Below are 24,681 nucleotides of genomic sequence, written 5' to 3' on the forward strand. Positions count from 1 at the left end.
GAAGAACAGAATTTAATAATTAGGCGATAATTTATGTCGAAAGTTGTAGAGATTTCCCCAACCACAAGACATGAGGGCCACACCAAGCTTACCATGCAGGTTGACGACAATGGTGTCGTTACCCGTGGTGACTGGCTCAGTCTTACACCAGTACGGGGTATTGAGAAACTCGCCATCGGAAAGAGCATGCACCAGGCACCGAAGATTTCTTCCCGTGTCTGTGGTATCTGTCCGATTGCCCACACCATTGCCGGTATTGAAGCAATGGAGGCCTCAATCGGCTGTTTCATTCCGGACGATGCATACCTTCTGAGGGTCATCCTTCAGTGTGCAAACCGTCTGCACAGCCATGCACTGCATAACATCCTGTCACTGCCTGACATGTACATCCCGGGAACGGACACCCATATCAACCCGTTCACTCCCGAAGAGCCTGTCCGCAGTGTGGCACTCAGACTCCAGAAGATCCGTGAAGTCGGTCAGACTGTCGGAGAGATCGTCGGTGGAGAACCCATTCACCCGTCCAACCCCCGTATCGGTGGTATGTACAAGAACATCTCCCCACGTGCAAGAACAAAGATCTATGACCTTGCAAAAGAGGCAATGCCCCTTGTCCGTGACCAGATGGAGTTCATGATCACCGTCTTCAAGGACTGGGATGCACGCCCCATGGCATCAGTTGCCGGCGGCAAGGAAGTCGAGAAGACCGAGAAGTTCGGTTTCCACGACCAGGGCTACATGGCAGTAGACCCCCTCTATGGTTCCTCATCACTTGATGTCGATCCAAAGTGGTTCCCTGAGCGTTGGACAGAGGTCCGCCCGTGGGACTGGTACCAGGGAGAACTCGAAGTATCCCTCGAAGACCCTGACTACCCAATCGGCGGCACCACTGCAGTCGGCACCAAGGTCTGGCCTGCAATGGAGGCATGCACCGGTGTACCACTCTACGACGGAGCCCCCGTTGAAGTCGGTCCCCGTGCACGTCTTGCAATGTTCAGGAACTATGACCGCAAGGGCGCAATGGGCCTCCAGATTGCACGGCAGATGGAATATATGGACTGTCTGTACAGCATGATGGATGCAGTTGAAGCACTCGACACCAATGGAAAGGTTGTGGCAGACGAGATCCCACAGGGTGACGGTTCACTCGGCTGGGCAGCAAATGAGGCACCACGTGGCGCTGACGTTCACCTTGCAAAGGTTCTGAACGGCAAAGTACAGTGGTACTCGCTCCTTGTCCCGACCACCTGGAACTTCCCGACTGTCAGCCGGGCACTCGAGGGTGCACCGTGGCAGCTCACTGAAGTCATCATGCGTGCCTACGACCCATGTGTGTCCTGTGCAACCCACATGATGGTGGTCGACGACTCGAAGAAGGTAGTGGCCCAGAAACTGTTCCAGTGAGATCGTCAGATGCTAGACTGGTACGCAAGACAGATGATTGTGGGTGTCGGCAATCCGCTCTATACAGATGACGGATTCGGACCCGCAGTGATCTCAGAACTCAAGAAGCTGTCCCTGCCGGATGGTCTGAAAGTCCTGGATGCGGGCCTTGCAGGGCCGCATTTCCTGTTCACGCTGATCTCGGAGGCTGAGCAGCCGGTCGAGAAGATGGTCATCGTTGACATCCTCGATTTCGGTGGCAGCCCTGGTCAGATCACAAAAGTGTCCCCGGACTTCCTTGCCAGTGATACGACGGGCAGATATCTTGACCCGCACTCATGGGGCGGTTTTAAGGACCCGCTGACTGAGCTCTCCAAACGGACTGAAGTGATAATCCTTGGGTGCCAGCCTGAGAGCATCGCGATATCCGATATCGATAATGAATCTGAGGATGTCGAATACTGGCTCACTGAACAGGTTCAAATGGCCATTCCGAAAGCAGTGCAGATGGCACTTGCTGAAGTAGGAGTGGAATATGGGACTACTATCACGTCTGAAGGAAATCTTCACGGGGAACAAGCCGGAAGAACCTGAGGCGGCGCCCGGACCAACCACGGTTCCCGAACCTGCAAAGGCTCCTGAACCGGTGACTGTTCCGGATGCACGACCTGAAGCAAAACCAGCTGTGAAACCCGGCGACGTGAAGGTTGAAAAAAAGCCTGAAATAGAAGAAACGGAGGAAAAGCCTGTGGCTGAAAAAATTACGATTGGACACGTGCACATGTCCGGATGTACCGGATGTCTCGTGTCTCTCGCAGACAACTACGAAGGTCTGTTTACGTTGCTTGACAACTATGCAGATCTCAACTACTGTCTGACTCTCGCCGATGTGCGTGACATTCCGAAGATGGATGTCGCACTTGTCGAGGGTTCAGTCTGTTTAAACGACCACCACTCTGTGGAGGATATCAAGAAAGCACGTGAGAACGCAACGGTTGTTGTTGCACTCGGTGGCTGTGCGGCATATGGCAACATCACACGGTTCTGCCGTGGTGGCCAGTGGAACCAGCCCCAGCATGAGTCATACGTGCCCATTGGTGACCTGATTAACGTTGACGTCTACCTTCCCGGATGCCCGCCATCAAAGGAAGCAATCAGGAATGTCGCTGTTATGGCATACCTGCTCCTGAGAGGAAGCGACGAACAGAAGGAACTGGCAGCAGCATACCTGAAGCCTCTCATGGACCTCGCACAGCGTGGTGTAGAGGCCTGTGGATGCGACCTGATGGTCGATGTCATCAACCAGAGCCTCTGTATGGGATGCGGCACCTGTGTCGCAGCCTGTCCGGTTCGTGCAATCACAATGGAATACGGCAAACCGAATATTGAGCGCGATATGTGCATCAAATGTGGTGTGTGCTACGCACAGTGTCCACGCAGCTTCTTCAACTTTGATGTGATGAACCAGTTTGAGGCAATCGGCGAAGCAATTAATGCTGCTATGGGCAAGGGAGATGAGTAAAATGGTTCTCGGAAACTACAAGAACTGTGTATCAGCACGTGCAGCTGACCCGGCAATTCTTACCGCATCCCAGGACGGCGGAATTGTCACCCAGCTCTTTGCATTTGCACTTGAAGAGGGCATCATTGATGGTGCAATCGTTGCAGGACAGGGCGATGAACCATTCAAGCCAGAGCCCGTCGTTGCTACCACTGTTGCAGAACTGATGGAAGCACGCGGTACCCGCTACACCATCTGCCCCAACGTCTCTATGATCAAAGAGGCAACCCGTTCATACGGTCTTGACAAGGTCGGAATCGTCGGCACACCGTGCCAGATTCAGGCTGTCAGGAAGGCCCAGCTCTATCCAATGGGCATGCGGTCTGTCCCTGACAAGATTGCACTTGCAATCGGTATCTTCTGTATGGAGAACTTCCCCTACCAGGGTCTTGAGACCATGGTGGAAGACCTCTGTAATGTGAAGATGGAGAACGCTGTCAAGATGGACATCGGCAAGGGTAAATTCTCTGTCTACACCGAGCGCGGTGCAGTCTCACAGATTCCGCTCAAGCTCACCCACAAGTTCGAACAGGGTGGCTGCCATGTCTGTCTGGACTACGTTGCAAACCTCGCTGACGTCTCAACCGGATCTGTCGGAAGCCCCGACGGCTGGTCGACCGTCTTTACCCGCACAAAAGCTGGTGAGACCATCTGGGGTAAGGCCATCGAAGCAGGATACTTCGAGACCAAGCCAATTGCAGATGTCAAGCCGGGCCTGGACCTTGTGACCAAACTCGCTACCGAGAAGATCACAAAGAACCAGAAGACCCTTGAAGGGCGTGCAACCTTTGGCGTTGACAAAGGCCTGCGCAACCCATACATCTAAACTTATCTTTTTTTGCGTCCTATTCTGGTTTGAAAAGCGAGATATTCAGTCCGGACTTCGGAAGCCGGTCTGTGGGGATGTATATATTGCCTGGATGAAAAAGAAGAAAAGGTGATTCTGTCTCTCTGATAATTTTGAACGGATGGAAAGGTTCGTACAGGTTATCCTGATGGTTTGGCTGCGCTGAATCATTGGGTTAATTGACGTGCCCGGGATTATTTCAGGTAGTCCGGGCTATGTATCCGCGTATACTTCCCTGAATTTGCCCGCCGAAAAACCTGCCAATTACCGGCTGAATCATGTAGGGAAGCCCGATAAAAACTACATACTGTGATCCGGCAGTCCCTGCAAAGGCTTCCGGGGGTGCAAGTGATGCGTATGCAAGTATTATGACTTCCGGGATAATCCCTGCACATATTCCGATGGTAAGTCCTACTCTGCCATACCGGCGGGCCCGTTTCCACGTTTTGTTCCGGTAATCAAAGGTACTCCGCAACTTCCGATAACCGATCCCACAGTGGCGGTCATCATTGGAAAGATCCACGAAAACGGCTGACTGTCATTGACTGCCAGTGCAACCATACTGAGGTTGAGATCATATGCCGGAGGATGCCTGCCATTCCTTCTGCATTCATAGCAACTGCCTCGACGGTCATATCCCCCAGGAGAGTTCTGATATACCTGTTGTTTTTTTCTGCAAATACGAATGGCTTTTTTCCATATCTGCATTTTGAGCAGTTTATTAAATCTCATCTTCACGGTGGATGAGAGATCCAGACCTGGCAGGGTTTTCTTTTCCGTTTTCCATTGTGTCAGATGCCCTGTGGCAGCAGGAACAAAAGATATTATCATTGGAGTGATTATATTAAATTTGGAGAAATATATGTTCTGTCCGAACTGCGGTGCAAATGTCCCGGGTGGGTTTGATATCTGTCCGGAATGTGGTACTGATATCTCAGCGAGACGAAGCCACGGGGGTGGGGGGAATGAGCCGTTCATCGTGGCAGAGGATGAAGGTGAAATGCACGCACCAGCCGGTCCGTCCCTATCGGTGTCGGGGGATGCAGAGAATACGAATCGGGATGCGATCATTGAGGCAGAAGAAGATGAAATACCGGAATTTGATGAACTGCCAGTGGAAGATAACCTGCAAAAGAAAGTGATGGACCGTTTTCCCACCCTGTCTTCCACTGATTCGGCAGGCAGGAATATCTCGGAGGGTGTCTCAGGGTCTGACAGAAGGACGGGGAGTCCGGGAGGGGATGGAGGTGGTGATGCTGGCCTTTCTCCGGATGCTAAATATTCTGAAAATGGCAGGGGACAGGCTCCACGGTACAGTACATCCTCAGATAGTGATATTCCTCTCTCAGGACCGTCAACGGATCTGCCGGGTACCAAAACATCTGATGGCGCAGGACAGAAACCCCGTTCTGCTGAATCCTATCCCTGGGCAGAAAAACCTTCAAAGTCTCGGAAACGTCCTTTAGTTGCCGGGCTGGCTGTGATTATTCTCGTGGTGCTGGCCCTTTCCCTCCTTGTATACGGCCTGCCGGGACAGGGGTCCGCAAACGGAGGGCTGCCGGTTCCGACACCCCTGCCGACTCCCCTTTCAGACGAAACTCCTGTGCCTGTTACTGAGACTGCGCCCCCATGGACTCCTTCAGACAATCTGGTTCTCTCGGTATCTGCATATGGTGGGGGGTATAAGGTTGAGATCGATGGTGGCATCAAAGCAAATGAGGTGGCAAAGATTGCGTTGACCGTTGAAGACAGTGGTGGTCTTCATACCATGGAATGGGTCTATCCTTCACGCCGGGAATCATTCTTCATGGCAAGAGATGCGTATAATGGCACGGCGTCAGCAACCGAACATGTAACTGCCACTGCGACGTTTACCGATGGAAAAAAAGAGGTGGTATTCTCCGGTGATCTCTGAGGAGTAACCAGGATAAAATTTATTTCCAGATTTCAACCGGGTCCATCTGGGCATTGATGACCATTTCAAAGGATAATTTGTCCAGCCATCCTGCACGTCTGAACATATCCATAAAGCAGATGCCCACTACCCTTGCATCGTATCCTGCAATCGTCTCCTGCACCATTTCAGCTGTTACCGGTTCATTCGGCATCGCAAGGCCTCCCATGATCACAACGACCTTTGGATCAAAGGACTCCGGTGCGTGGGAGGTAACCTGCATGCCTACATGAGGAACCGGTTTGAGAACTTTTGCTGACGACTCGTCCAGTCTGGGCACAAAGACATACTCAAATGGGAGGTCACGGATGGCATAGGTGAGAAGTTCAACAAATGGTGTGCATGTTCCGGGGCAGCCGTAAAACACTACCTGGTCTGTGTCCATAATACCGGATTCTACCATATATTTCTTAAATGGACGAAGGATTCCTGCAATTCCTGATCCTGATTCCTGTAATTCCATGCTTTCCTCTTGCGTGCGGACGAGAAAAACCTTGCTTCTCATTTCAGGGTGGCGGTTATGCAATATGCTATACGGAGGCAATACCCACTCTCTGGTAGATACGGGTGAGAGAGGGATTCTGCTGGTGAAAGGCGAAAAACAGGCAGGGATGCAGGGGGGCAGGGATAATGATGCCGGGCTTACCGGGCTTGAGGGTGCCATAATCCTGATTGCGTTTGTAATGGTGGCCTCAGCCTTTTCCTTCACGATACTGGGTACCGGATTTTTTGCAACGGATAGGGCGAAGGAAGTCGTCTATACCGGCGTAGACCAGTCAGCTTCATCGCTCATGCTCATTGGTGATGTATATGGCTACCGTGCATCCGGCCGTGATGGTGTGGACATGCTGCGGTTCACGGTCAAGACGTCTGCCGGAGGAGGGAGGGCCGTAGATCTCAGCGGCAGTACGGTGACCTATGTGACATCTGATCGCATTCTTTCCCTCCAGCCAAACAGCACGCTGATCTCAGGCATGCCGCCTCTGCCTGGCAGATGGACGATATATGATGTATCTCCCTTTGGGGATGGATCAATCATTCAGTTTAATGAACAGGTGACGATCATGATCCGTGTGCCTGAATCGGATGCAGCATCCCCCGGAGAACGAATCAGTGTCACCTTGATTCCCCCTTCCGGTACAGCCGTCACCGTCATCCGAACAGTCCCCGGAAAGGTGAGCGACGTTACCATTCTCGTATAACGCTCAATTTTCCGGACGGTTCTATACTGTCGTTATTCCCATTGTTTTCCGAATATCGGTTCTTCGTCGAACCGGCTGATCCGTTTAGCGTCTGCGGAGTATGTAACATCAACACGGTTTCGGATTGCTTGTTCAAGATGTTCTGTCGCGCTCCAGACGGCCTCACGTCTGGACCCGGCCCCCCGAACCCGCATCTGGACGCTCAGTGTGATCATCCATCCGTCTTTCATATGTCTGTCCTGCTTGTAGCATCCAATAGCCGGTTCGGGCAATAAAGATATGGCAGGTCAGACCTGAATTTTTCGTCTTTCCGCTGACTAAATCCTTTTCACTATGAAAAAATGCCTGATTTTTTGTATTCAGTCATATTGGGACTGAAATAGGCCTTCTGTTTGTTATTTTTCGAAAATATCCGTGATGAATATCAAAAAATCAGGGGATATGACTACAGAAGAGAACAAGGCATACCGGTATGTCTGGCAGAGGTTTGTCCATCCTTTCTCTATGCTGAAATGGTGGATGTCGAAGAGACGGAAGGGACATTGTTGGCAGGAAAATCCGGTTCGCCTTTCCTGCAATGCAGGTACGGACGTGTTCATACGGACATCCGTGTCTGTGTAATTACTACAGAGTGCAGGGATATACGCTGGTTGCCATGTTGAATCATCACTTCGTAAAAATTCGTTCCGGCCCATCTGGCGTACATTATTTTTCTCAGATAATGGTCCCGCTCATCCTGATTCCGGACATTTACTCCGATAGCGTTTTACCCGTCTGCGCACCCGAATCACGGTTACGGTTGCTTTATATCGGAGTATATGGTATAGTTCCGCGATGTATCCCCACGGAAAGAAACGAGACTGGTTTATCATTGGCATATCGTTGTTTCTGGTTCTCCTGATCACGATGATGTTTCGCGAGCTTATAAATCCGGTTCTCATTGCAGGAGCACTTGCAGCGGTTCTCATACCTTTTCATAACGGTTTGAAGAAACACATCCGCCCGTCCCTTTCATCCATTCTCATCACAACTGCTGTGGTGATATTTATTGTTGTCATGCTGATGGTCTCTTTCGTTGTCATCGTTGCAAACGGTGAGTATATTCAGGAAGTCGTTAACAGTATCTTTGCCTGGCTTTCTTTAGGGGGAGGAATTTTTGGCATGGATCTCAATCCGGTTGTCTTTGACATTCAGTCCATTGTCAATGGCATCATTGCAGCAGTGACAGGTTCAATCGGTGAAATACTCGGTGCAACTGCCTATTACTCGATTATTTTCATGATTCTGTTCCTCACCCTGTATCTTTTTATTCTGTACGGGGAACAGATGTTTTATGAAATATGGGCTCTCGTGCCAACGGAATCAAAGCCGAAACTTTCCATTCTCAATGTGCTGGTATCAGATTCACTTTACTCCCTCATTATCGTCCATGTGGGAATTGCCCTGATCGTCTTTGTTGTTGCCCTGCCCTTCTTTACGATCCTCGGGTATGGGCATGTGCTCTTCTGGTCAATAATCTGTGCGATATTTGCATTAATCCCTGTATTCGGGCCGGTAATTATCATTGCATTTCTTGCCGTCTATGCCATCTCTCTGGGGGATTATTTCGGACTGGCGCTGATACTGCTGATTGGATGGCCTCTTCTGTGTGCCATTCCTGACTGGTATCTGCGTCCTGTCCTGATGGGAAAACGTTCCAAGCTCAATGCTGTCCTGATATTCATTGCCCTTTTTGGTGGCATTGCTGTCATGGGAGTGCTGGGTTTTCTCTACGGGCCGCTTGCGCTTGCCATTCTGACCGGTGTCTACCGTATATATACGACGGAGTTTGGAGGGGGTCACAGTCCGGTTCAGGATAAATTGTCCTGAACACATCGAATCTGTATGGATGGAAAGGGCTATTTATAGTGGCCCCTATTTTTTTCATCAGGAATATATGATTGATGCATTTCTCCCTCTTCTCCCTGATGCCCTTCCGGAAGCAGTGGTTCTGGTGGACCGTGATCTGAACCTGCTCTATGGCAATGCCGAAGCGCTCAGGCAGGCAGGGTGCACGAAAGGAGAATTTTGCAAAAAGCGTTGTTATTACGTCTGGGGGGAGGGGGGGCCATGCATCGTCTGTCCGGTGCGAACGGCGTTTGATACCGAAAAACCGGTGAAAGAGGAGATCACGGTGCCGTCCGGCAGGGTCCACCGAATACATGCGGTGCCGATTCAGGAGGCAGACGGGTCAGTGCCATATGTCCTTATGACCTGTTTTGAAATATCTGATCCAAACAGTGCCATCCGTCTCAACACAGAGGCGCAGGAACGTCTTTCTCTTGCACTTTCAGCCGGCAGAATCGGAACATTTGAGGCAGATATAACCGGCCGGAAAATCATAGTGGATGACCGGTTTGCCCGCATCATCGGCACGACCCCGGAGGCCCTCGGTACAGACCCGCGTATGGTATTTGATTGTCGGGTATATCCCCGTGACCGCAAGCGGATGGGTGAGATACTTGCCGGTATCGTGTCCGGTGAACAGGAGCACACCCGAACGGAATGCCGTTTCTGGCATGAGGACAAACGGTGGATATGGGTCCGGTTTCTGATGCAGGTCACCAAACGGGATGAAAACGGCCACCCCATGCACCTTGCAGGGGTGATGCATGATATATCTGATATCTGCCGGGCCAAACAGTCCATGAAGAAAGCCGTGCAGAAGACCAATCTCCTCTCCTCTATTGCCCGGCATGATCTCATGAACCAGATGCGGGTGATCAAACTCACCCGTGCACGGCTGCAGGAGGAGCACCCCGAAATCGCAGCTGAAATTCAGGCATACCAGAAAACATGCACCCGCGCAACAGAGATCATCGAGTCACTTGTGGCATTCACGGCGGCGTACCGGGATATGGGGGTACATGAACCCCGGTGGCATCCACTCGAGGACCTGATATCACGGGTCTATGCAGAGAACGAACAGTTTCATTCGTTCAGTCTTGAAATCAAACGTCCTCTTCCCCGGATCTATTCAGACCGACTCATTGAGCGGGTTTTTTTCAGTCTTTTTGAGAATATCATCATCCACAGCGGGGGAGCTGATCGGGTCACGATCTCGTTTCAGGACAACGGGGATGAAGGGTCTCTTTTTATTGCTGACAACGGAAAAGGCATCCCCTCCGCGATGAAAAAAAAGATATTTGAACGTGGCATCGGGGAAGACACCGGGTACGGACTCTTTCTGGGCCGTGAGATTCTTGAAGTGGCCGGTGTGATGATTGAGGAATGCGGGACGGAAGGGGAGGGGGCCGTTTTCCGCTGCTTCGGCCCTCCTGATACCTACCGTTCTTTACCGAAACCTAATCATGCCAGCGTGAATCGCCTGCTGTAGTGATGTCTTTTTTCCAGATTGGGACGTATTTTTTTATTTCTTCGATGATGTACCGGCATCCGGCAAATCCCTCTTCGCGGTGCCCTGCGCCTGCGATGATAACGAGGATGGTCTCCCCTGTCGGTAAGATGCCGTCCCGGTGAATGATATCAACTGAGAAAAGCCCATATTTTTCCGTCGCTTCTGCTGCGATTGTGGTGAGATCAGCGAGTGCTATTGTTCTGTCAGCCTCAAATTCAATTGCTTCAATGCCGTCGTCACGTACGGTGCCGACAAAGACTACCTGTGCACCCATTCTGCTGTCACGTGACTGCTGTATGAGCGCTCCTATGTCAATATCTTCTTTCTGTATGGAAATCATGGAATTCATCCTCCTGAAACCGGTGGATAGACCACCAGTGCATCGCCATCTGCAAGAGCCGTCTCTTCTGCCTCTTTGACAGAGAGCCGTCTGCCGTTTAGGATAACGGTAATATGCGGATGGAGTGTGCTGTCTCCTGCAAAGAGGGTTTCCCTGCACCCTTTCGATTCACAAAGGGCAGACAGGATGGTTTTGGCTGTGGCATCATCTGTTGTTTCAATTGTTTGCTCTTCCCCGAAAATCTCACGGAAGCGGGCAAAACTGCGTATCGTAATTTTCATCGTATTCTCCTGTGTGTGACTGTTTTTCAGTTAGCAGCACTGTCTGATCCGTACTTCTTCTCTTTAGAACCATTTCTGATTCGTATTTTGACTGCCCGCGGAATCGGGTGGACGTTTTTTTTATTTATATAAAGCAGTCCTCACTGCTGCGATAGGCATTCAGCATTTCACGCCGGGCAGTCTTGCCGAGATGCTCTGTCACCTGTTCCAGGAAGACCGCAAAGTAATCGGGAGAAAGGCAGCAGAGGCTCTCTTCACCACTGATAATAAGTGCGGCAAGATGTTCGAGCTCATCTGGTGTCAGGCGCGAGAGCCGTTGCCTGAAATCATCTGCATCCGTCGCATAATGATTTGCAACAGGCGGAAGAACAGAGCGATACGTTACTCCTGACTCTGAACAGAGCAGATCGCCGCATTCGGGTGCACATTTCTTCAGAATCTCCTGATCTCTCTGTGATAGTTCGCGTGCCATATGTTGTCCTCCTGCTCCCGCCCTGTTATGATTGGTTCTCCACCGTCTGCGAGAATGCCTCGGGGTAATGCACCACGCCATGTACGTCACGCAGGACATTTGTCTCGAGGGCGAGAACCATGAAGTATCCTTCAGGCACCTCCCATGGGGGCTCAATTTCATGGTATTTTGCTGATTCAAACCGGAATCTGCGGTAATATCCCGGTTCGCCAAGCACTACGATGATCTTCACTCCCTTCTTATACGAGCGGTGAATGCCCTCTTCAATGAGCGCGGTGCCGATTCCCCGGTTCCGGAACTGCGAGAGGACTGCCACCGGAGCAAGAGCCAGGGCGGGCGTCTCATCGCTGTCTGCTGCACGGATTACCACCGGTGAAAAGAGCACATAGCCGAGGATGGCCCCGTTCTCAACACAGACAAGGGAGAGTTCAGGATCAAAGGGCCCGGAATTACGTATAGCAGCTACCAGTTCTGCCTCATCTTTCCGGCTGAATGCATCAGTGAGTACTGCAGCAATTCCTGCAGCATCATCCGGTGCTTCTGATCTGATGGTCCATGCCATGGTAATCATAGGTTTGGCGCTTCCCGCTAAAAAACCTGCATGTTGTCTCCCGTGGCGGTTGATCGATCAAATACCTCTGCAAACTGCTTCTGCTTCAGGCAGGGGAGAAATGCATGCCCACAGATGATTATCCTCCGGTGAAAAAAAGAAAGATTATTTCTGGGTCATAAGACCGGTAATCACAACAACGATACCCCATGCAATCAGGAAGATGCCCAGAACATAGATGACGGTGGCTGTTGCCATCAGCGGGTACATCAACACGTAGAATGCAAGGATGATCGCGATGACACCTGCTATGACGAGGAGCACCTTGTACCAGATACTGTCTTTCCCGGTAAATGCCTGGAAGATATTGGTAAACCCGGTCAGGAATGCCCAGAAGGCAATCAGGTAGGTGATGGTGAACCAGGCACTGAGGAGATTGCTGAATACCATCAGACCAAGGATGATGGCAAGGATACCCAGAATTATGAGGGCGACCGAGCGTCCTGCGCCGCCTTCATGCGGTTGAATTGCCTGCACAATGGTCATAATGCCCCAGACGACCACTATCGCACCGATGAAGTAGCCTAAAAAGAGCGTCACATATCCCGGCATGATGACACAGAATATGCCAAATATGAATGCAATAATTCCCAGAAGTACGAACGTCCACCAGGAGGGGGTGAACCCCATTGAATCTGCTGTCTCGTTCTCAATAATCTCAGTCATTGAAATATCTCCAACGCTATGATTTGTGGATCCGGTATATAAACCATCCGAAAAAATGAATGCTTCTGGACCGGATAGCGATTCCCGGAGCTGAATAAATGGCTATTCGATTCATTCCATCCTGTCACGAAGTGCCTGCCGGGATAATCTGAACGATGTGAGACCCGGGTGTGTGTCCTGTAAAGCATAAGGGTGGGGTCCTGGCCGGTATATTACCGTACAGCTATCTGATGTATGGAAAGGAGAGTTCCCGGAGACGCTGTGATCCGGCGCCACGTTATAAAAAATATTATCATAGCAACTCGTATTACAATAAGTAACTCTTTTATTAAACCGGAATGTACTCATAACTACTAATGAAATTCAGGGGCATCATTTCAGTCATTATTGTTCTTCTGTTTGTCACCTGCTCCGTTCCCGCTGGTGCTGCGGGTGACGCAGAGTCCGGCATTCTGTTCAGTCTGGAACCGGTTGCCGGTGTGCAGGACGAATTCCTCCTCTCCTGTGCAGGAGCAGATAACGGGCCTGCAGGCATCTTCGCAACCTTTCCCGGTCCGTTTGCCATCGTCAGCACCACACTTCCGGAGAGCCAGTACCGGGCGAATGGCACCGGTCTTGCCTGTGCCCTTATTGATGAGGATGCCTGCCAGGTGCAGTTTCGGTGCGCAGATCTTCAGCCGGGTACCCTTCGTATCTCGTGGGAGGAATTCACCGGCGGCCTTTCCGGTGAGGCGATAATCTCGGTATCCGATGCAGGCGGGGTGTCGGTTCTCACCGGCGGGAATTCCGGCATTGAGGATACCGGGAATCAGCCTTCATCACCGGTGCAGCAGAGCCCCTTTGCCTGCATCGCATTCACCGCGTTCCTGTCACTTGCCGCTGCCGGTGTATATGCCGGCAGGAACAGGAGGGATGTAATATGAATGCAGCCGGAAGATATCCGTATATGTGGCTTGGGCTTCTCATTCTGTGTATGGCTGCGGCATCTCCGGTATCTGCTGCAGATTCCGGTGCCCTGCCGCTGGATGTGAACGGAGACGCCCAAATCAGCACAGAGGAGATGACCGTTTCCGTCCTTGCATATATGGAGCAGACATATGCAGGTGCGGGTGCTGATGCCGGTCAGTACAGCGACCTTATCGACGGTGCCTATGTCTATACATACTGGAATAAAACTGCCAAAACGATCCCTGACTCCTCCGGGCAGTCTGTTATCCTGACACGGCCGATACACCGTGCCGTTGTGATGAACGGAGAGGCTGCAGAGACGATGCGTTCGCTTGGCTTTGACAGTGCCAATGTTGTCGGTGTCGGAAAATATATTCTGGACGATCCGGTATTTTTCCCTGAATATGCCGGGCTGCCGAATGTCGGCAGTGTCTGGTCGCCGGATTACGAACAGATAATCTCTCTCTCCCCTGACGTTGTATTCATCTATGCGGACTTCATGGACAGCAAAGGGGACGAGATACAGGAGACAATCCAGTCGATGAACCCTGCGGTGCATGTGCTGCGTTATGACCTCTTCAGCCCTGACACCTATGCAGGCGAGGTGGAGCTTCTTGCTGCAGCCATTGACCGGGAAGAGGAAGGGGCTCGCTTTGCCTCATTCTACACCCGGCAGATGGATACGGTCACCGGCAGGGTTGCTGCTATCCCTGAAGATGAGCGGGTGCGGGTGTACTTTGAAGGCGCTGATGATTTCAAGAGCTGTGCGGAAGGCTCCGGGTATCATGATAAGATCCTCATTGCAGGTGGGCGGAATATCTTCGGGAACGCCACACCTTCGTACCCGGTGGTCAATCCGGAGTCCGTGCTCTTTGGCAACCCTGGTGTCGTCGTCAAACTGCAGGGTACCGGTAAGCTTGACTTCGGCGGATATGGGGATGATGATACGTCAAAGACCATTGGGGTATATGAAAGCCTCATCACACGGCCCGGCTGGAATACCATTGCTGCGGTTAAAGAGGGGCGTGTTCACATCATTGACACCGATATCTTCGGGGGACCGAAACATTTCATCGGTATCCTCTACCTTGCCACCTGGTTCTACCCGGATCTCTTTGCAGATGTGAATCCTGAGGAGATTCACCAGGAGTATCTCACCACCTATCAGCACAGCACATACGATGTCCATTCGCAGGGCGTCTTTGTCTACCCGGTGACCCCAATAGTTTAGGACGGATGGATGGCATTAACAATCGAAGACTTCGGCAGGGAATATTCCCGTGTCAAAACGAAACGAATCTCCTTTTTTCTGCTGGCTGCTGCATTGCTCATTCTGCTCGCAATGGTTGGCATCACTCTCGGGTCAGGCGACCTCTCGTTCATGGACTCCTATGGTGCCTTCTGGGATGGCTTCCTCGCAAGAATGTCAGCCTTATTTGGCACCACCACGGAGTCAGTCCCTGATACCCCTATCCAGGAGATTATTATCTGGGACATCCGGCTTCACCGGGTTCTCTTTGCGCTCGTCGCCGGATTCGGGCTGGCCATTGCCGGGACTATCATGCAGGGCATCCTGAGAAATCCCCTGGCAAGCCCCTTCACCCTGGGCATCTCGTCTGCTGCCTCATGCGGTGCCTCGGTTGCGATCATTCTCTTTGCGGGTGTCACGCTGGTGAGCGGAAACGTACTGGTTGTCATCATGGCATTTCTCTTTGCGATGACCGCCTCTTTTATTATCTATGGTATGGCACGGCACAAAGGCCTGAACTCATCGTCTCTTATTCTTGCAGGTATCGCCATCATGTACCTCTTCTCCGCCATCACCTCGCTTATCCAGTATTTCGGCTCGTCTGATCAGGCAGCAGCGGTGGTCTACTGGATGTTTGGCTCGCTGGAAGGGACCACGTGGCCGAAACTGTTGATAGTCACCGCAGTGATTGCAATCCTGACCCCCTACACCGTCATGCGGGCATGGGACCTGAATGCGCTCGCCGAGGGTGATGAGATTGCAAAGAGCATCGGGGTTCCGGTTGAGCGGACGATGACTGTTTTCATGATGATCGCTTCGATTATCACCGCGGTGATAATTGCGTTCACCGGGACGATCGGGTTTATCGGGCTTGTTGCCCCGCATATCACCCGCATGGCAATCGGCAATGACCATCGCTGGCTGGTGCCGGCTTCAGGCCTTGTCGGAGCTGCGATTCTCCTTGGCGCCGACAACCTCTGCCGGACCCTGATATATCCGTCTGTGATTCCGGTGGGGATTATGACGGCATTTCTGGGAGTGCCGTTCTTCCTGTATTTATTCATGAAACGGGGTGATACCGGATGGTAGCGATATCTGTCAGCGATCTCTCCTATACATACCGGAAGAAGCCGGTATTCTCCGATATCTCCTTTGAGGCGGTGGAAGGTGAAGTGCTGGGACTGGTCGGCCCGAATGGCTCAGGGAAGACCACGATGATCAAATGCATCGACGGCATCCTGCATCCGCAGGGCGAGGTCCGGGTCTTTGGTGATCCTGTCTCATCGCTGCACCGGATGGAGATCGCCCGGAGGATTGCCTATGTGCCCCAGTCATTTCCCGAAGGTCTCTCATCGGCTGTCTTTGAAACGATTCTGATGGGCAGGCGCCCGTATCTCAACTGGCAGACTGGTCCGGAGGATGAGGAGAAGGTCTATCATGCGATGAAGATGCTGGGTGTGGAGGATTTTGCCTTCCGGAAGATAAAAGAACTCTCCGGCGGTGAACGGCAGCGTGTAATGATTGCACGCGCCATTGTGCAGGAGACTCCGGTCATCCTGATGGATGAACCCACCAGCAGTCTCGATGTCAGGCACCAGATGGAGGTGATGGAGGTGGCGCGAAATCTTGCGGTAGAGAAGAATATCACGGTGATCATGTCCCTGCATGACCTCAACCTTGCCTCACGCTACTGCGACCGGATTGTCATGTTCAGGGAGGGGGCCCGGTACGGGTTCGGGACTCCCGGCGAGGTGCTCACGGAAGATGTTATCGAACAGGTGTATGGCATTGAGGCACGCATCTATCGAGACGGAGACTCTCCCTATATCATTCCCGTCCGTCCGGCTTCAGGCGCCCGCACGGAAGAGTGACGGGCTGTCGTTTCTGAGGTGGCGGTAAGAGAGCGTGATCCTCCTTTTGCCCCTCTGTTTGTCTGTCCGGGGGGCTCATGTTCAATCCCTTGATTGAGGTCCCTGATGGTGCACACCTGGTGTACGGTATCCACATGTTTCTGCGCGTAATCTCTGCGTCAGGTCCCTTTTTTGTCTCATTTTTTCTGAGCAGATCCGCTCCCTTCCGCACAACATGGTGGAGTGTTTGCGGAAAAGGGGTATTCGATTACAAAATCTGCCGGGTAACATAGCCGGGTAACATAAGATGGGAGTCCATCCCCTCGCATCCTGCGATAACGATGCACAACAAACGGGCTTCCGCCGGGGCATAAAGAACCCCTTACAATCATGGCTTCACGGCGTGACCCTGCCCCGGGATCAAACAAAATGAAACAAAAAGGTGAGGAGAAAAAAGATAACTGCCTATACCAGTGCAAACCACCGGTCCCTGAGACCCACATTATACTGGGCAATGTACATCGCGTCACCGATGTCTATCGCATTGTTCCAGTTAACGTCGGTCCGTTCAAATGCATCCGTGTTCTTCGCCGGTGATGGTGTTATCCCGACGACCTCTTTGAGCACACGCAGGGTATCTGCCTGATTTACTCCGCCGTCACTATTCGCGTCACCGAGAAGGAGTGAAGTGATCCGGATACAGTCCTGCTTTGTGGTGAAAGCTTCTCCCCCGTTAATCGTCAGATTGACCGTATAGGTGCCGGACGTGGCATAGACATGACTGGGATTCTGTGTGGTTTCGTCGATGGTTCCGTCATTGTCGAAATCCCATGCCCATGATGTTGCACCCAGAGACTGATCTGTGAACTGCACGGTGAGCGGCGGGATGCCGCACATGGGTGTTGCGGTGAAGTCAGCAATAATCACATCCCTGTATTCAACCACGAGGATGGTGCCCATGGCATACATGTTGTCTCCCTTTCCCTCTATTGCGAGACTTCTCATCGCCGCCTCGTTGTCCCCGTCTGTGAGCGCTGTTGTCACGTCATAGAGCGAGAAGCCTATTTGCGGGTCTCTCTGGTAGTCCGCCCAGAACCCTTCATACTCCTGATTATTGAAGATGAATACACTCTTATTGGCATCCGCCCCACTGGCAAGGATGGCGATGGCCGTTGCATCTGCGATATTGGTTGTATCAACCCCCGTGAATGGTGCGTATGCCGTCGCTTCGGTATCACTCACCGAGTATGATGCATATGAGTAGAGCATGTCAAACTCTTCATTTATCCAGATCGCTTTCGTGCTGGTTTCCGGATCTTCGTAGACAACGAGAAGATATGCCCCATAGAGGCCATAGGTGTTGTCCGCTTCGGGTGTGATGGTCATGCTGTTGCCCGCGGCATCAAACAGATCTGTTACATTGTATGCATACAGCCCGTAGGGATTACTGTATGACCCGAACCCTTTTACGTCCTGGTATGCCGCTTCCGGGTATACGATGTTGCCGTTGAATGACATTGTGAACGCCGGGTCGGTTCCCATCTTGTTGTACGTCCATCCCTGACAGAGGCGGGCATTTACGACGGTCGCTCCCTCCGGAATCGGGAGGTCTTGCGGGGACCAGCTGTATGTCTGTTCGGTCCATGAGGCACCGTTATATGCGGTGTTCCCTGCCGACCATGTCAGGTCATACTGGCCGGTGAAAGAAGCTATGTTCTCGATATCAGCACCATCGGTCCATCGCTTGCCTTTGTATCCGTTGTTGTACACGGTTGCGGTCACGGTGAGATTGTTGTTCGTCTCATCGTTTTCTTCGACCACGTTGTCTGTATCGGCGTTCACGGTGATGGTGATGGTGTCACCGCCGGTATGGAGGACGGTGTCTGTCACTGTGACGGTTGTGGAGGTGTTTGCTGCAAGACCGGCAACGTCTGCGGTGTATGGAGTGCCTGCGACGTCAATCGTCACGGTGAATGCACCTGCATCGGTCAGGCCTTTGTTTATCACCGTGGCCGTGAGGGTGTTCGGCTCCTGTGCAAAGAGATCATTGCCTGCGCCGCTGTTGGGTGTGACATCGGTCACGTTTAAATCAACATCTGCATATTCAACCACGAGGATGGTGCCCATGGCATACATGTTGTCTCCCTTCCCCTCTATTGCGAGACTTCTCATCGCCGCCTCGTTGTCCCCGTCTGTGAGCGCTGTTGTCACGTCATAGAGCGAGAAGCCTATTTGCGGGTCTCTCTGGTAGTCCGCCCAGAACCCTTCATACTCCTGATTATTGAAGATGAATACACTCTTATTGGCATCCGCCCCACTGGCAAGGATGGCGATGGCCGTTGCATCTGCGATATTGGTTGTATCAACCCCCGTGAATGGTGCATATGCCGTCGCTTCGGTATCACTCACCGAGTATGATGCATATGAGTAGAGCATGTCAAACTCTTCATTTATCCAGATCGCTTTCGTGCTGGTTTCCGGATCTTCATAGACAACGAGAAGATATGCCCCATAGAGGCCATAGGTGTTGTCCGCTTCGGGTGTGATGGTCATGCTGTTGCCCGCGGCATCAAACAGATCTGTTACATTGTATGCATACAGCCCGTAGGGATTACTGTATGACCCGAACCCTTTTACGTCCTGGTATGCCGCTTCCGGGTATACGATGTTGCCGTTGAATGACATTGTGAACGCCGGGTCGGTTCCCATCTTGTTGTACGTCCATCCCTGACAGAGGCGGGCATTTACGACTGTCGCTCCCTCCGGAATCGGGAGGTCTTGCGGGGACCAGCTGTATGTCTGTTCGGTCCATGAGGCACCGTTATATGCGGTGTTCCCTGCCGACCATGTCAGGTCATACTGGCCGGTGAAAGAAGCTATGTTCTCGATATCAGCACCATCGGTCCATCGCTTGCCTTTGTATCCGTTGTTGTACACGGTTGCGGTCACGGTGAGATTGTTGTTCGTCTCATCGTTTTCTTCGACCACGTTGTCTGTATCGGCGGTCACGGTGATGGTGATGGTGTCACCGCCGGTATGGAGGACGGTGTCTGTCACTGTGACGGTTGTGGAGGTGTTTGCTGCAAGACCGGCAACGTCTGCGGTGTATGGAGTGCCTGCGACGTCAATCGTCACGGTGAATGCACCTGCATCGGTCAGGCCTTTGTTTATCACCGTGGCCGTGAGGGTGTTCGGCTCCTGTGCAAAGAGATCATTGCCTGCGCCGCTGTTGGGTGCGACATCGGTCACGTTTAGATCAACATCTGCTGCACTAGCACCCACGGGCACAATCGCTAACATAAGAATTAATCCCAGGAACAGAAAGAGTCCGGGAGATTTGTCATGAATAATTGTTCGTTCCGTTTTCATACGATCACCTGTTTTATATTTGTGGTGCCCCATGGGCGGATTCTTACATTTCAGAATATTTTCTCAATTCAACCGGATTTCATCCAGTACCCATACCACAAACAATTCACACGTTTATTTTGAATAATCACACTATTTAAAATAACTAGTATTATTTGTAATTGTTGATATTGATTTTAGGTTTGGCGTTCCTGACCCTATTTTCAGGAGGCCGGGAGGGCCGGTATTCCACTACATTATATGATACTTTTGAAGGCCTGGACGCTATGGAACAGTCTTTCCGAAACATTCCGGGGGAAAAAAGGAGATATTTCTAAGTTATTCCGAAGAAGCAATGGTCGCCCGGTATTCTGCTGTCTCATAAGGAGAGACAACGGCATTTTCGATGGTGACTGTCCCTTCAGCGGAGACCAGTCGCACAGGAACATTGCCAATGTCCATATAGTAGAATACAGCCGGGGTTTTCTTCCCTGAATATTTATTATTGAGGTATATCTTCGCCCCTTCAGGTTCGCTTGAAATGTTCAGGCTTCCGAAGGGATAGGGTTCAAGGAGGAACTGGAGTTCGGTATCTATCGGGTGGTTTCCGGGAACAAGGCGGATAACCTCTTCATCCGGAATGTGGCCGGGTAATGAGATCGAGATGGTGTGCAGCCCTGCTGATAGGTTGGTAATGGTGTATGGGGTGTGCAGTCCGGTGGTGTATCCATCCACCATGATTTCAGCCCCCAACGGTTCGGATAAAACCAGGACGGAACCAAAGGTTACCTCTCCGGGGATTATACGTACTTTCTCCCCATCCCGCCACAGCTGTCCCTCATATGAGATGTATGACCCGTTATCAAAGACAGTGATGTATGGCTGCGTACCGCTTACATCAACCTTTTTTGGAAATGAATACCGGGGACATCTGCCGTTCACGGTAAAATACGCATCCCTGTATGCATCGGAGCAGAGTTCGACTGTGCGTGTGACGATATACGCCTGGTCAAATGAGACATCTGTGATCACTCCCGGAGAAATCCAGATGCTCTTTATATCACATGGATACTCCATCAGGTCGTTGCGAACCTTGATCGTATGGCGTCCCTCTTTAAGCCCCCCAATGACTTCCGGGGTGGTCAGACCGGTGTTTCGTCCGTCCAGATATATCTGTGCACCATCCGGGTGGGACGTCACATAGACTCCCCCTATTCCGTCATCATATCCATTGGACAGATACCCGTCAAATTTTAGTTTCCTGAGGCCGTTTGTTTCAGACGGGAGATCAAACCGTATTTCACTCTCATCGGTGATGGTCAGTTCCTTTTCTGATTCCAAAAATCCTTCCCGTGAAACAGAGAGTGAATGGCTGCCACCCCGAACACCCGTGAGGATGCACGGCGTTGTCTTTCCGGTATAGATACCGTCAAGCATGACGAGTGCCTGCGGTGGGTTTGAGAGGACTGCAACGTCATATGTCCCGTTTCGGTAGTCGATGTAGGTCTCCTCGGGTGCCTGGTATTCGGGAGATGGTGCTTCCGGCAGTATACCGGATGCCGTATCCGGGATCCGGTACTCTTCTTCCGGCGCATCAGCAGTTGTGCTGAAGGGAATGAGCATCTCCGGAATTTCGATGGAGCAGAGGGTGGCATAGAGGTGACTTTTACCGCTGGATAATGCGGTTTCCTTTCCTGCTCCGGCATAAGCCTCCTCATTGCTGCAGACCGCTGTATAGGTTCCCAGACGGGAAATTCCTGTTGTCGCCGCGTTCACTCCCCGGTTCATGCGCGCGGCATCTGTCCACGTTCCGGAATCTGTTTCAAAGCGGCTGAGTGCGACAGCACCGCCGGGTTTGCAGACCCCGCCTGAGATTTCAAGAATGAGCGGGATGTCTGCTGTTGCCCCCTCCGGGCTGATGGTGTAGGTCCACTCCCTGTTTCCTCCGGGAAGGGTGCTTCTCTGCTGAATGGCGACTGTGCTGACCATGGCCCCTCCGGGATCGAGAAGCCGGGTTCCCTCACGCACATAGAGCGTGCATTGTCCGTCTTTGGTCTTCAGTTCTGCCGCATGCAGCCGGTCCCCTGATGAAGAGAGGGTGAATGTCTCTTTCCCTGTCCCGGTCACCCCGGAGGCTGCGGGATTTGTGGCGCTGTCCGGTTGGGTTACCACCGACAGATTTCCCGCCTCTCCAGTGTGGGTGATGACGAGGAGGGCGTTGCGGTTTTCAAGATAGTCTCCGGCCGCACCCATCAGTGCACTCTGAACCTGAGCAGCATTTCCTGTTTCGCGGAGGAAGGAGGCCACAGATTCAGTCCATGTGCTGATGCCCGATGATCCGCCCGTCAGGACATTTTCGTATTCCCAGTCATTGAATACAACCCGGTGAGCATCGTCTCCCTTTCCGGTGGCAGCTGTGCTGATTACTATCAGATCGGCTGATTTGATTCCTGCCATACTGATATTGCCGGGGAAGGGGATCATGGTCGTTGCCTCATCAGGGGTGATGCCTGCTGCCTCGTCCGCGATGATGGCATCACACCCTTCGCTAAGCCATACTGTTTTTTCGGGGGCGGTTTTGTTCTCGCACAGTACCACGAGTAATCCCCCATAGAGGGCACAGACCTCTCCGGAAATGCCCTCATTGGTGACGGAGAGTTCATACTCCCCCTGTCCCTTCTCCCGGATGGCATCCGTTACATTGTAGCAGATAGTTGAGAGGACATAGTCAAATGATCCCTCGCCTTTTCTGTCTGTATAGGTTTTATCCGGGATGATTCCTCCACTGTCCAGTCTTGTTCCCAAAGGCACCTCCGTTCCGGTTTTCCCCTCCGTATTGTGTCCCCAGGTTGTATACAGGTAAAGGCGTGCCAGTAACGGGTCAGTGCCTTTTGGAATGGGGGCATTCCATGTGAACCGTGAGGTGGTGCCCGGTTCTGTGAGGCCGGTATAGGTGCCGAAGGGCATGGTAACGATATCACCCCTGAATGTGGTGACGATGCGTGGTGTGAGTTCCTTTCCGGTGTATCCGGTGTTCCCGCTGTCATCGTCTGCATCTCCCGAATCCGTCTCAGGGATGAGGACAAAGGTGACTTCAGAGGTATCACCTTCGGTAACACTGACCGTCTGAACTCCATCCCGGTAGCCTGCAAGGCGCAGTGAGATGGTATGTTCGCCGATGATGACATCATCCAGGAATGTATCCGTTGTCAGACCGGTTTCCCTGCCGTCAATGAATACTGCCGCCCCGGTGGGGTCTGATGTGACTGAGAGGCTGCCTGTCAGTGGCCGGAGGTCAAAATGAACTGTTGTATCCTCATCGGCTGAGACATCAATCCATTGCTCCTCTCCTTCCTCATAGTGTTCATGCTCCACGCTCACTGCATATGATCCGACCGGCATATCGGGGATGGTGCAATTGGTGGTATATTCCGTCTCCTCCCCATCGATCACCAGAGCTGCACCGGCGGGTGCGGATGTCACGGTGAGCGTTCCGGTCTCCTGTTCCGGATACCTGACTGAGAGGGCTGCAAGAAAGATCTTGTAAAAACTGCCGGTTCTGTCGCATGAGAGTGTGGCATCCTCCCACGGTGTGATGATGCCCGTCACATCCCATGCATTATATCCGGAATAACTTCCCCGGCCTGATGTGATGAGGTCTGTAGGTTCATCCTCGTTCAGGGTGTAGGTGGCATCTTCGCTGGCGAGATGGACAACCTGCAGACGTGCACCGGCCCATTCGTCCTCCTGAGGGAGTTCTCCGGTCGGAAAGGTGGTGCGGATGATATAGTCCTCTCCCAGCTTTTCTTCCGACTGGTAGGAATCCGTGTCCTGACCGTCCATGACCCAGTATCTGACTGTATCACCGTCTCCGTCATCATATGCAACTACCAGGGTGATGACCTTGATCCGGCCGTCAAACTGTGGGTCGGAGGGTGCCGTGCTTACCCGTGCCCGCACTTCTTCTCCGGTGATTCTGTTGGTCACATCGTACCACATCTGGTAGTCGCTCGTGACCCGGATGCAGTGGTCGTTCACTGAAACAGGCCCGGTCCCGTATTCTCCGGCAGGTGGATTGTAGTCTTTTCCCGGAAAGGTGTAGGGAACGTTGAGGGACTCCATACCCATCTGTGAATAGCCACTCCCCCCGTCGAATTCAACGGTGGCTGTGCCTGCATAATTACTCTCCATATTTCCGCAGTAGACGGAGACATACAGGCGTGCCCAGCGGATGGCAGTGTATTCAGGGAGGCGGTAGCGCTGTTCCAGCGTCAGCGGTGACGAACCGCTCATACCATAGAAGGAATCCATCCATATCCCACCTGAGACAGTTCCTTCCTTTGCGTCATCGAGGGGCATTCCCCCGACATAATTGTCTGCCATGGCGGGTGGCACCAGAAAAATCAGGAGGAGAATGGCGATTGCGAGTATGGCTCCTGCCCGGGGCGTTATTCTATCAGATTCTGAAACTGGGTATTTTTTCATGGCACCACCGGTATTGTTCCTAGGGTATTGCATGTAGTAATACAAAAAAGTGTATTTCTTTTATTCTGTATGATATTGGATGGGATTT

Annotated in this window: 22 protein-coding genes; 12 read left to right on the forward strand and 10 right to left on the reverse strand. The window is 52.1% G+C overall.

The window, feature by feature from the left end:
• Nucleotides 1-33 precede the first annotated feature (33 nt).
• Genes frhA through frhB form a run of 4 tightly spaced genes read left to right on the forward strand, consistent with a single transcriptional unit; the run spans nt 34 to nt 3,770 of the window.
• Entirely contained in the window at nt 34-1,404 is a 1,371-nt protein-coding gene (frhA, locus tag L1S32_RS10740; protein WP_278155095.1) for a coenzyme F420 hydrogenase subunit alpha, read from the forward strand.
• Nucleotides 1,405-1,413: 9 nt separating this feature from the next.
• Complete coding sequence (gene frhD, locus L1S32_RS10745) at nt 1,414-1,977, forward strand: coenzyme F420-reducing hydrogenase, FrhD protein (protein WP_278155096.1); 564 nt, start codon at nt 1,414-1,416, stop codon at nt 1,975-1,977.
• Nucleotides 1,919-2,905, forward strand: a complete 987-nt coding sequence (frhG, locus tag L1S32_RS10750) for a coenzyme F420 hydrogenase subunit gamma (protein WP_347403349.1) — start codon at nt 1,919-1,921, stop codon at nt 2,903-2,905. The genes frhD and frhG overlap by 59 nt, the downstream gene beginning before the upstream one ends.
• A 1-nt stretch (nt 2,906) precedes the next feature.
• Complete coding sequence (frhB, locus tag L1S32_RS10755) at nt 2,907-3,770, forward strand: coenzyme F420 hydrogenase subunit beta (protein WP_278157086.1); 864 nt, start codon at nt 2,907-2,909, stop codon at nt 3,768-3,770.
• 220 nt (nt 3,771-3,990) lie between these two features.
• Here the strand turns inward: frhB and L1S32_RS10760 are convergent, their stop codons facing one another.
• Nucleotides 3,991-4,266, reverse strand: coding sequence for a hypothetical protein (locus L1S32_RS10760; protein WP_278155097.1), 276 nt, complete (start codon nt 4,264-4,266; stop codon nt 3,991-3,993).
• A 387-nt stretch (nt 4,267-4,653) separates the two neighbouring features.
• Here L1S32_RS10760 and L1S32_RS10765 point away from each other — a divergent pair, with 387 nt between their 5' ends.
• Complete coding sequence (locus L1S32_RS10765) at nt 4,654-5,706, forward strand: zinc ribbon domain-containing protein (protein ID WP_278155098.1); 1,053 nt, start codon at nt 4,654-4,656, stop codon at nt 5,704-5,706.
• Between the two features lie 19 nt (nt 5,707-5,725).
• On the opposite strand, the gene L1S32_RS10770 is transcribed toward L1S32_RS10765, so the two are convergent.
• A complete protein-coding gene (locus L1S32_RS10770) occupies nt 5,726-6,250 on the reverse strand; it encodes a DUF2124 family protein (protein WP_347403350.1) in 525 nt (174 codons plus the stop codon).
• Nucleotides 6,251-6,272: 22 nt separating this feature from the next.
• Between L1S32_RS10770 and L1S32_RS10775 the strand changes: the two genes are divergently transcribed.
• Nucleotides 6,273-6,947 carry a hypothetical protein gene (locus L1S32_RS10775; RefSeq protein ID WP_278155100.1) on the forward strand — a complete coding sequence of 225 codons (675 nt, stop codon included), beginning with the start codon at nt 6,273-6,275 and terminating at the stop codon, nt 6,945-6,947.
• A 32-nt stretch (nt 6,948-6,979) separates the two neighbouring features.
• Here the strand turns inward: L1S32_RS10775 and L1S32_RS10780 are convergent, their stop codons facing one another.
• Entirely contained in the window at nt 6,980-7,177 is a 198-nt protein-coding gene (locus L1S32_RS10780) for a hypothetical protein (protein WP_278155101.1), read from the reverse strand.
• A gap of 604 nt (nt 7,178-7,781) precedes the next feature.
• On the opposite strand from L1S32_RS10780, the gene L1S32_RS10785 reads away from it, so the two are divergent.
• Together L1S32_RS10785 and L1S32_RS10790 are read left to right on the forward strand one after the other, a co-directional pair.
• Nucleotides 7,782-8,816, forward strand: coding sequence for an AI-2E family transporter (locus L1S32_RS10785; RefSeq protein WP_278155102.1), 1,035 nt, complete (start codon nt 7,782-7,784; stop codon nt 8,814-8,816).
• 67 nt (nt 8,817-8,883) lie between these two features.
• Nucleotides 8,884-10,323, forward strand: a complete 1,440-nt coding sequence (locus L1S32_RS10790) for a PAS domain-containing protein (protein ID WP_278155103.1) — start codon at nt 8,884-8,886, stop codon at nt 10,321-10,323.
• Here L1S32_RS10790 and L1S32_RS10795 read toward each other — a convergent pair.
• The 5 genes from L1S32_RS10795 to L1S32_RS10815 form a co-directional block, all read right to left on the reverse strand.
• Nucleotides 10,292-10,684, reverse strand: coding sequence for a molybdenum cofactor biosynthesis protein MoaE (locus tag L1S32_RS10795; RefSeq protein WP_278155104.1), 393 nt, complete (start codon nt 10,682-10,684; stop codon nt 10,292-10,294). The genes L1S32_RS10790 and L1S32_RS10795 overlap by 32 nt on opposite strands.
• 5 nt (nt 10,685-10,689) lie before the next feature.
• The gene (locus tag L1S32_RS10800; RefSeq protein ID WP_278155105.1) at nt 10,690-10,965 is read right to left on the reverse strand and encodes a ubiquitin-like small modifier protein 1; all 276 of its coding nucleotides are present in this window, start codon (nt 10,963-10,965) and stop codon (nt 10,690-10,692) included.
• 124 nt (nt 10,966-11,089) lie between these two features.
• Entirely contained in the window at nt 11,090-11,437 is a 348-nt protein-coding gene (locus L1S32_RS10805; protein WP_278155106.1) for a hypothetical protein, read from the reverse strand.
• Nucleotides 11,438-11,462: 25 nt separating this feature from the next.
• Entirely contained in the window at nt 11,463-11,999 is a 537-nt protein-coding gene (locus L1S32_RS10810; RefSeq protein WP_278155107.1) for an N-acetyltransferase, read from the reverse strand.
• A 153-nt stretch (nt 12,000-12,152) separates the two neighbouring features.
• Nucleotides 12,153-12,713 (reverse strand): DUF308 domain-containing protein, encoded by a 561-nt coding sequence (locus L1S32_RS10815; protein WP_278155108.1) that lies wholly within the window; start codon nt 12,711-12,713, stop codon nt 12,153-12,155.
• 356 nt (nt 12,714-13,069) lie between these two features.
• Here L1S32_RS10815 and L1S32_RS10820 point away from each other — a divergent pair, with 356 nt between their 5' ends.
• Genes L1S32_RS10820 through L1S32_RS10835 form a run of 4 tightly spaced genes read left to right on the forward strand, consistent with a single transcriptional unit; the run spans nt 13,070 to nt 16,781 of the window.
• Entirely contained in the window at nt 13,070-13,636 is a 567-nt protein-coding gene (locus L1S32_RS10820) for a hypothetical protein (protein WP_278155109.1), read from the forward strand.
• Nucleotides 13,637-13,686: 50 nt separating this feature from the next.
• Nucleotides 13,687-14,892 carry an ABC transporter substrate-binding protein gene (locus L1S32_RS10825; protein ID WP_278155110.1) on the forward strand — a complete coding sequence of 402 codons (1,206 nt, stop codon included), beginning with the start codon at nt 13,687-13,689 and terminating at the stop codon, nt 14,890-14,892.
• A gap of 9 nt (nt 14,893-14,901) precedes the next feature.
• Nucleotides 14,902-15,999: an iron ABC transporter permease gene (locus L1S32_RS10830; RefSeq protein WP_278155111.1), complete on the forward strand. Its 1,098-nt coding sequence runs from the start codon at nt 14,902-14,904 to the stop codon at nt 15,997-15,999.
• Nucleotides 15,993-16,781, forward strand: a complete 789-nt coding sequence (locus tag L1S32_RS10835; protein WP_278155112.1) for an ABC transporter ATP-binding protein — start codon at nt 15,993-15,995, stop codon at nt 16,779-16,781. Before L1S32_RS10830 ends, L1S32_RS10835 begins: the two co-directional genes overlap by 7 nt.
• Before the next feature lie 444 nt (nt 16,782-17,225).
• Here the strand turns inward: L1S32_RS10835 and L1S32_RS10840 are convergent, their stop codons facing one another.
• Both L1S32_RS10840 and L1S32_RS10845 read right to left on the reverse strand, forming a co-directional pair.
• Complete coding sequence (locus L1S32_RS10840) at nt 17,226-20,129, reverse strand: DUF3344 domain-containing protein (RefSeq protein ID WP_278155113.1); 2,904 nt, start codon at nt 20,127-20,129, stop codon at nt 17,226-17,228.
• Nucleotides 20,130-20,447: 318 nt separating this feature from the next.
• Nucleotides 20,448-24,593 carry a DUF3344 domain-containing protein gene (locus L1S32_RS10845; protein WP_278155114.1) on the reverse strand — a complete coding sequence of 1,382 codons (4,146 nt, stop codon included), beginning with the start codon at nt 24,591-24,593 and terminating at the stop codon, nt 20,448-20,450.
• Nucleotides 24,594-24,681 lie beyond the last annotated feature (88 nt).

The sequence above is a fragment of the Methanogenium sp. S4BF genome (assembly GCF_029633965.1).
In the GTDB taxonomy this organism is placed as follows: Archaea; Halobacteriota; Methanomicrobia; order Methanomicrobiales; family Methanomicrobiaceae; genus Methanogenium.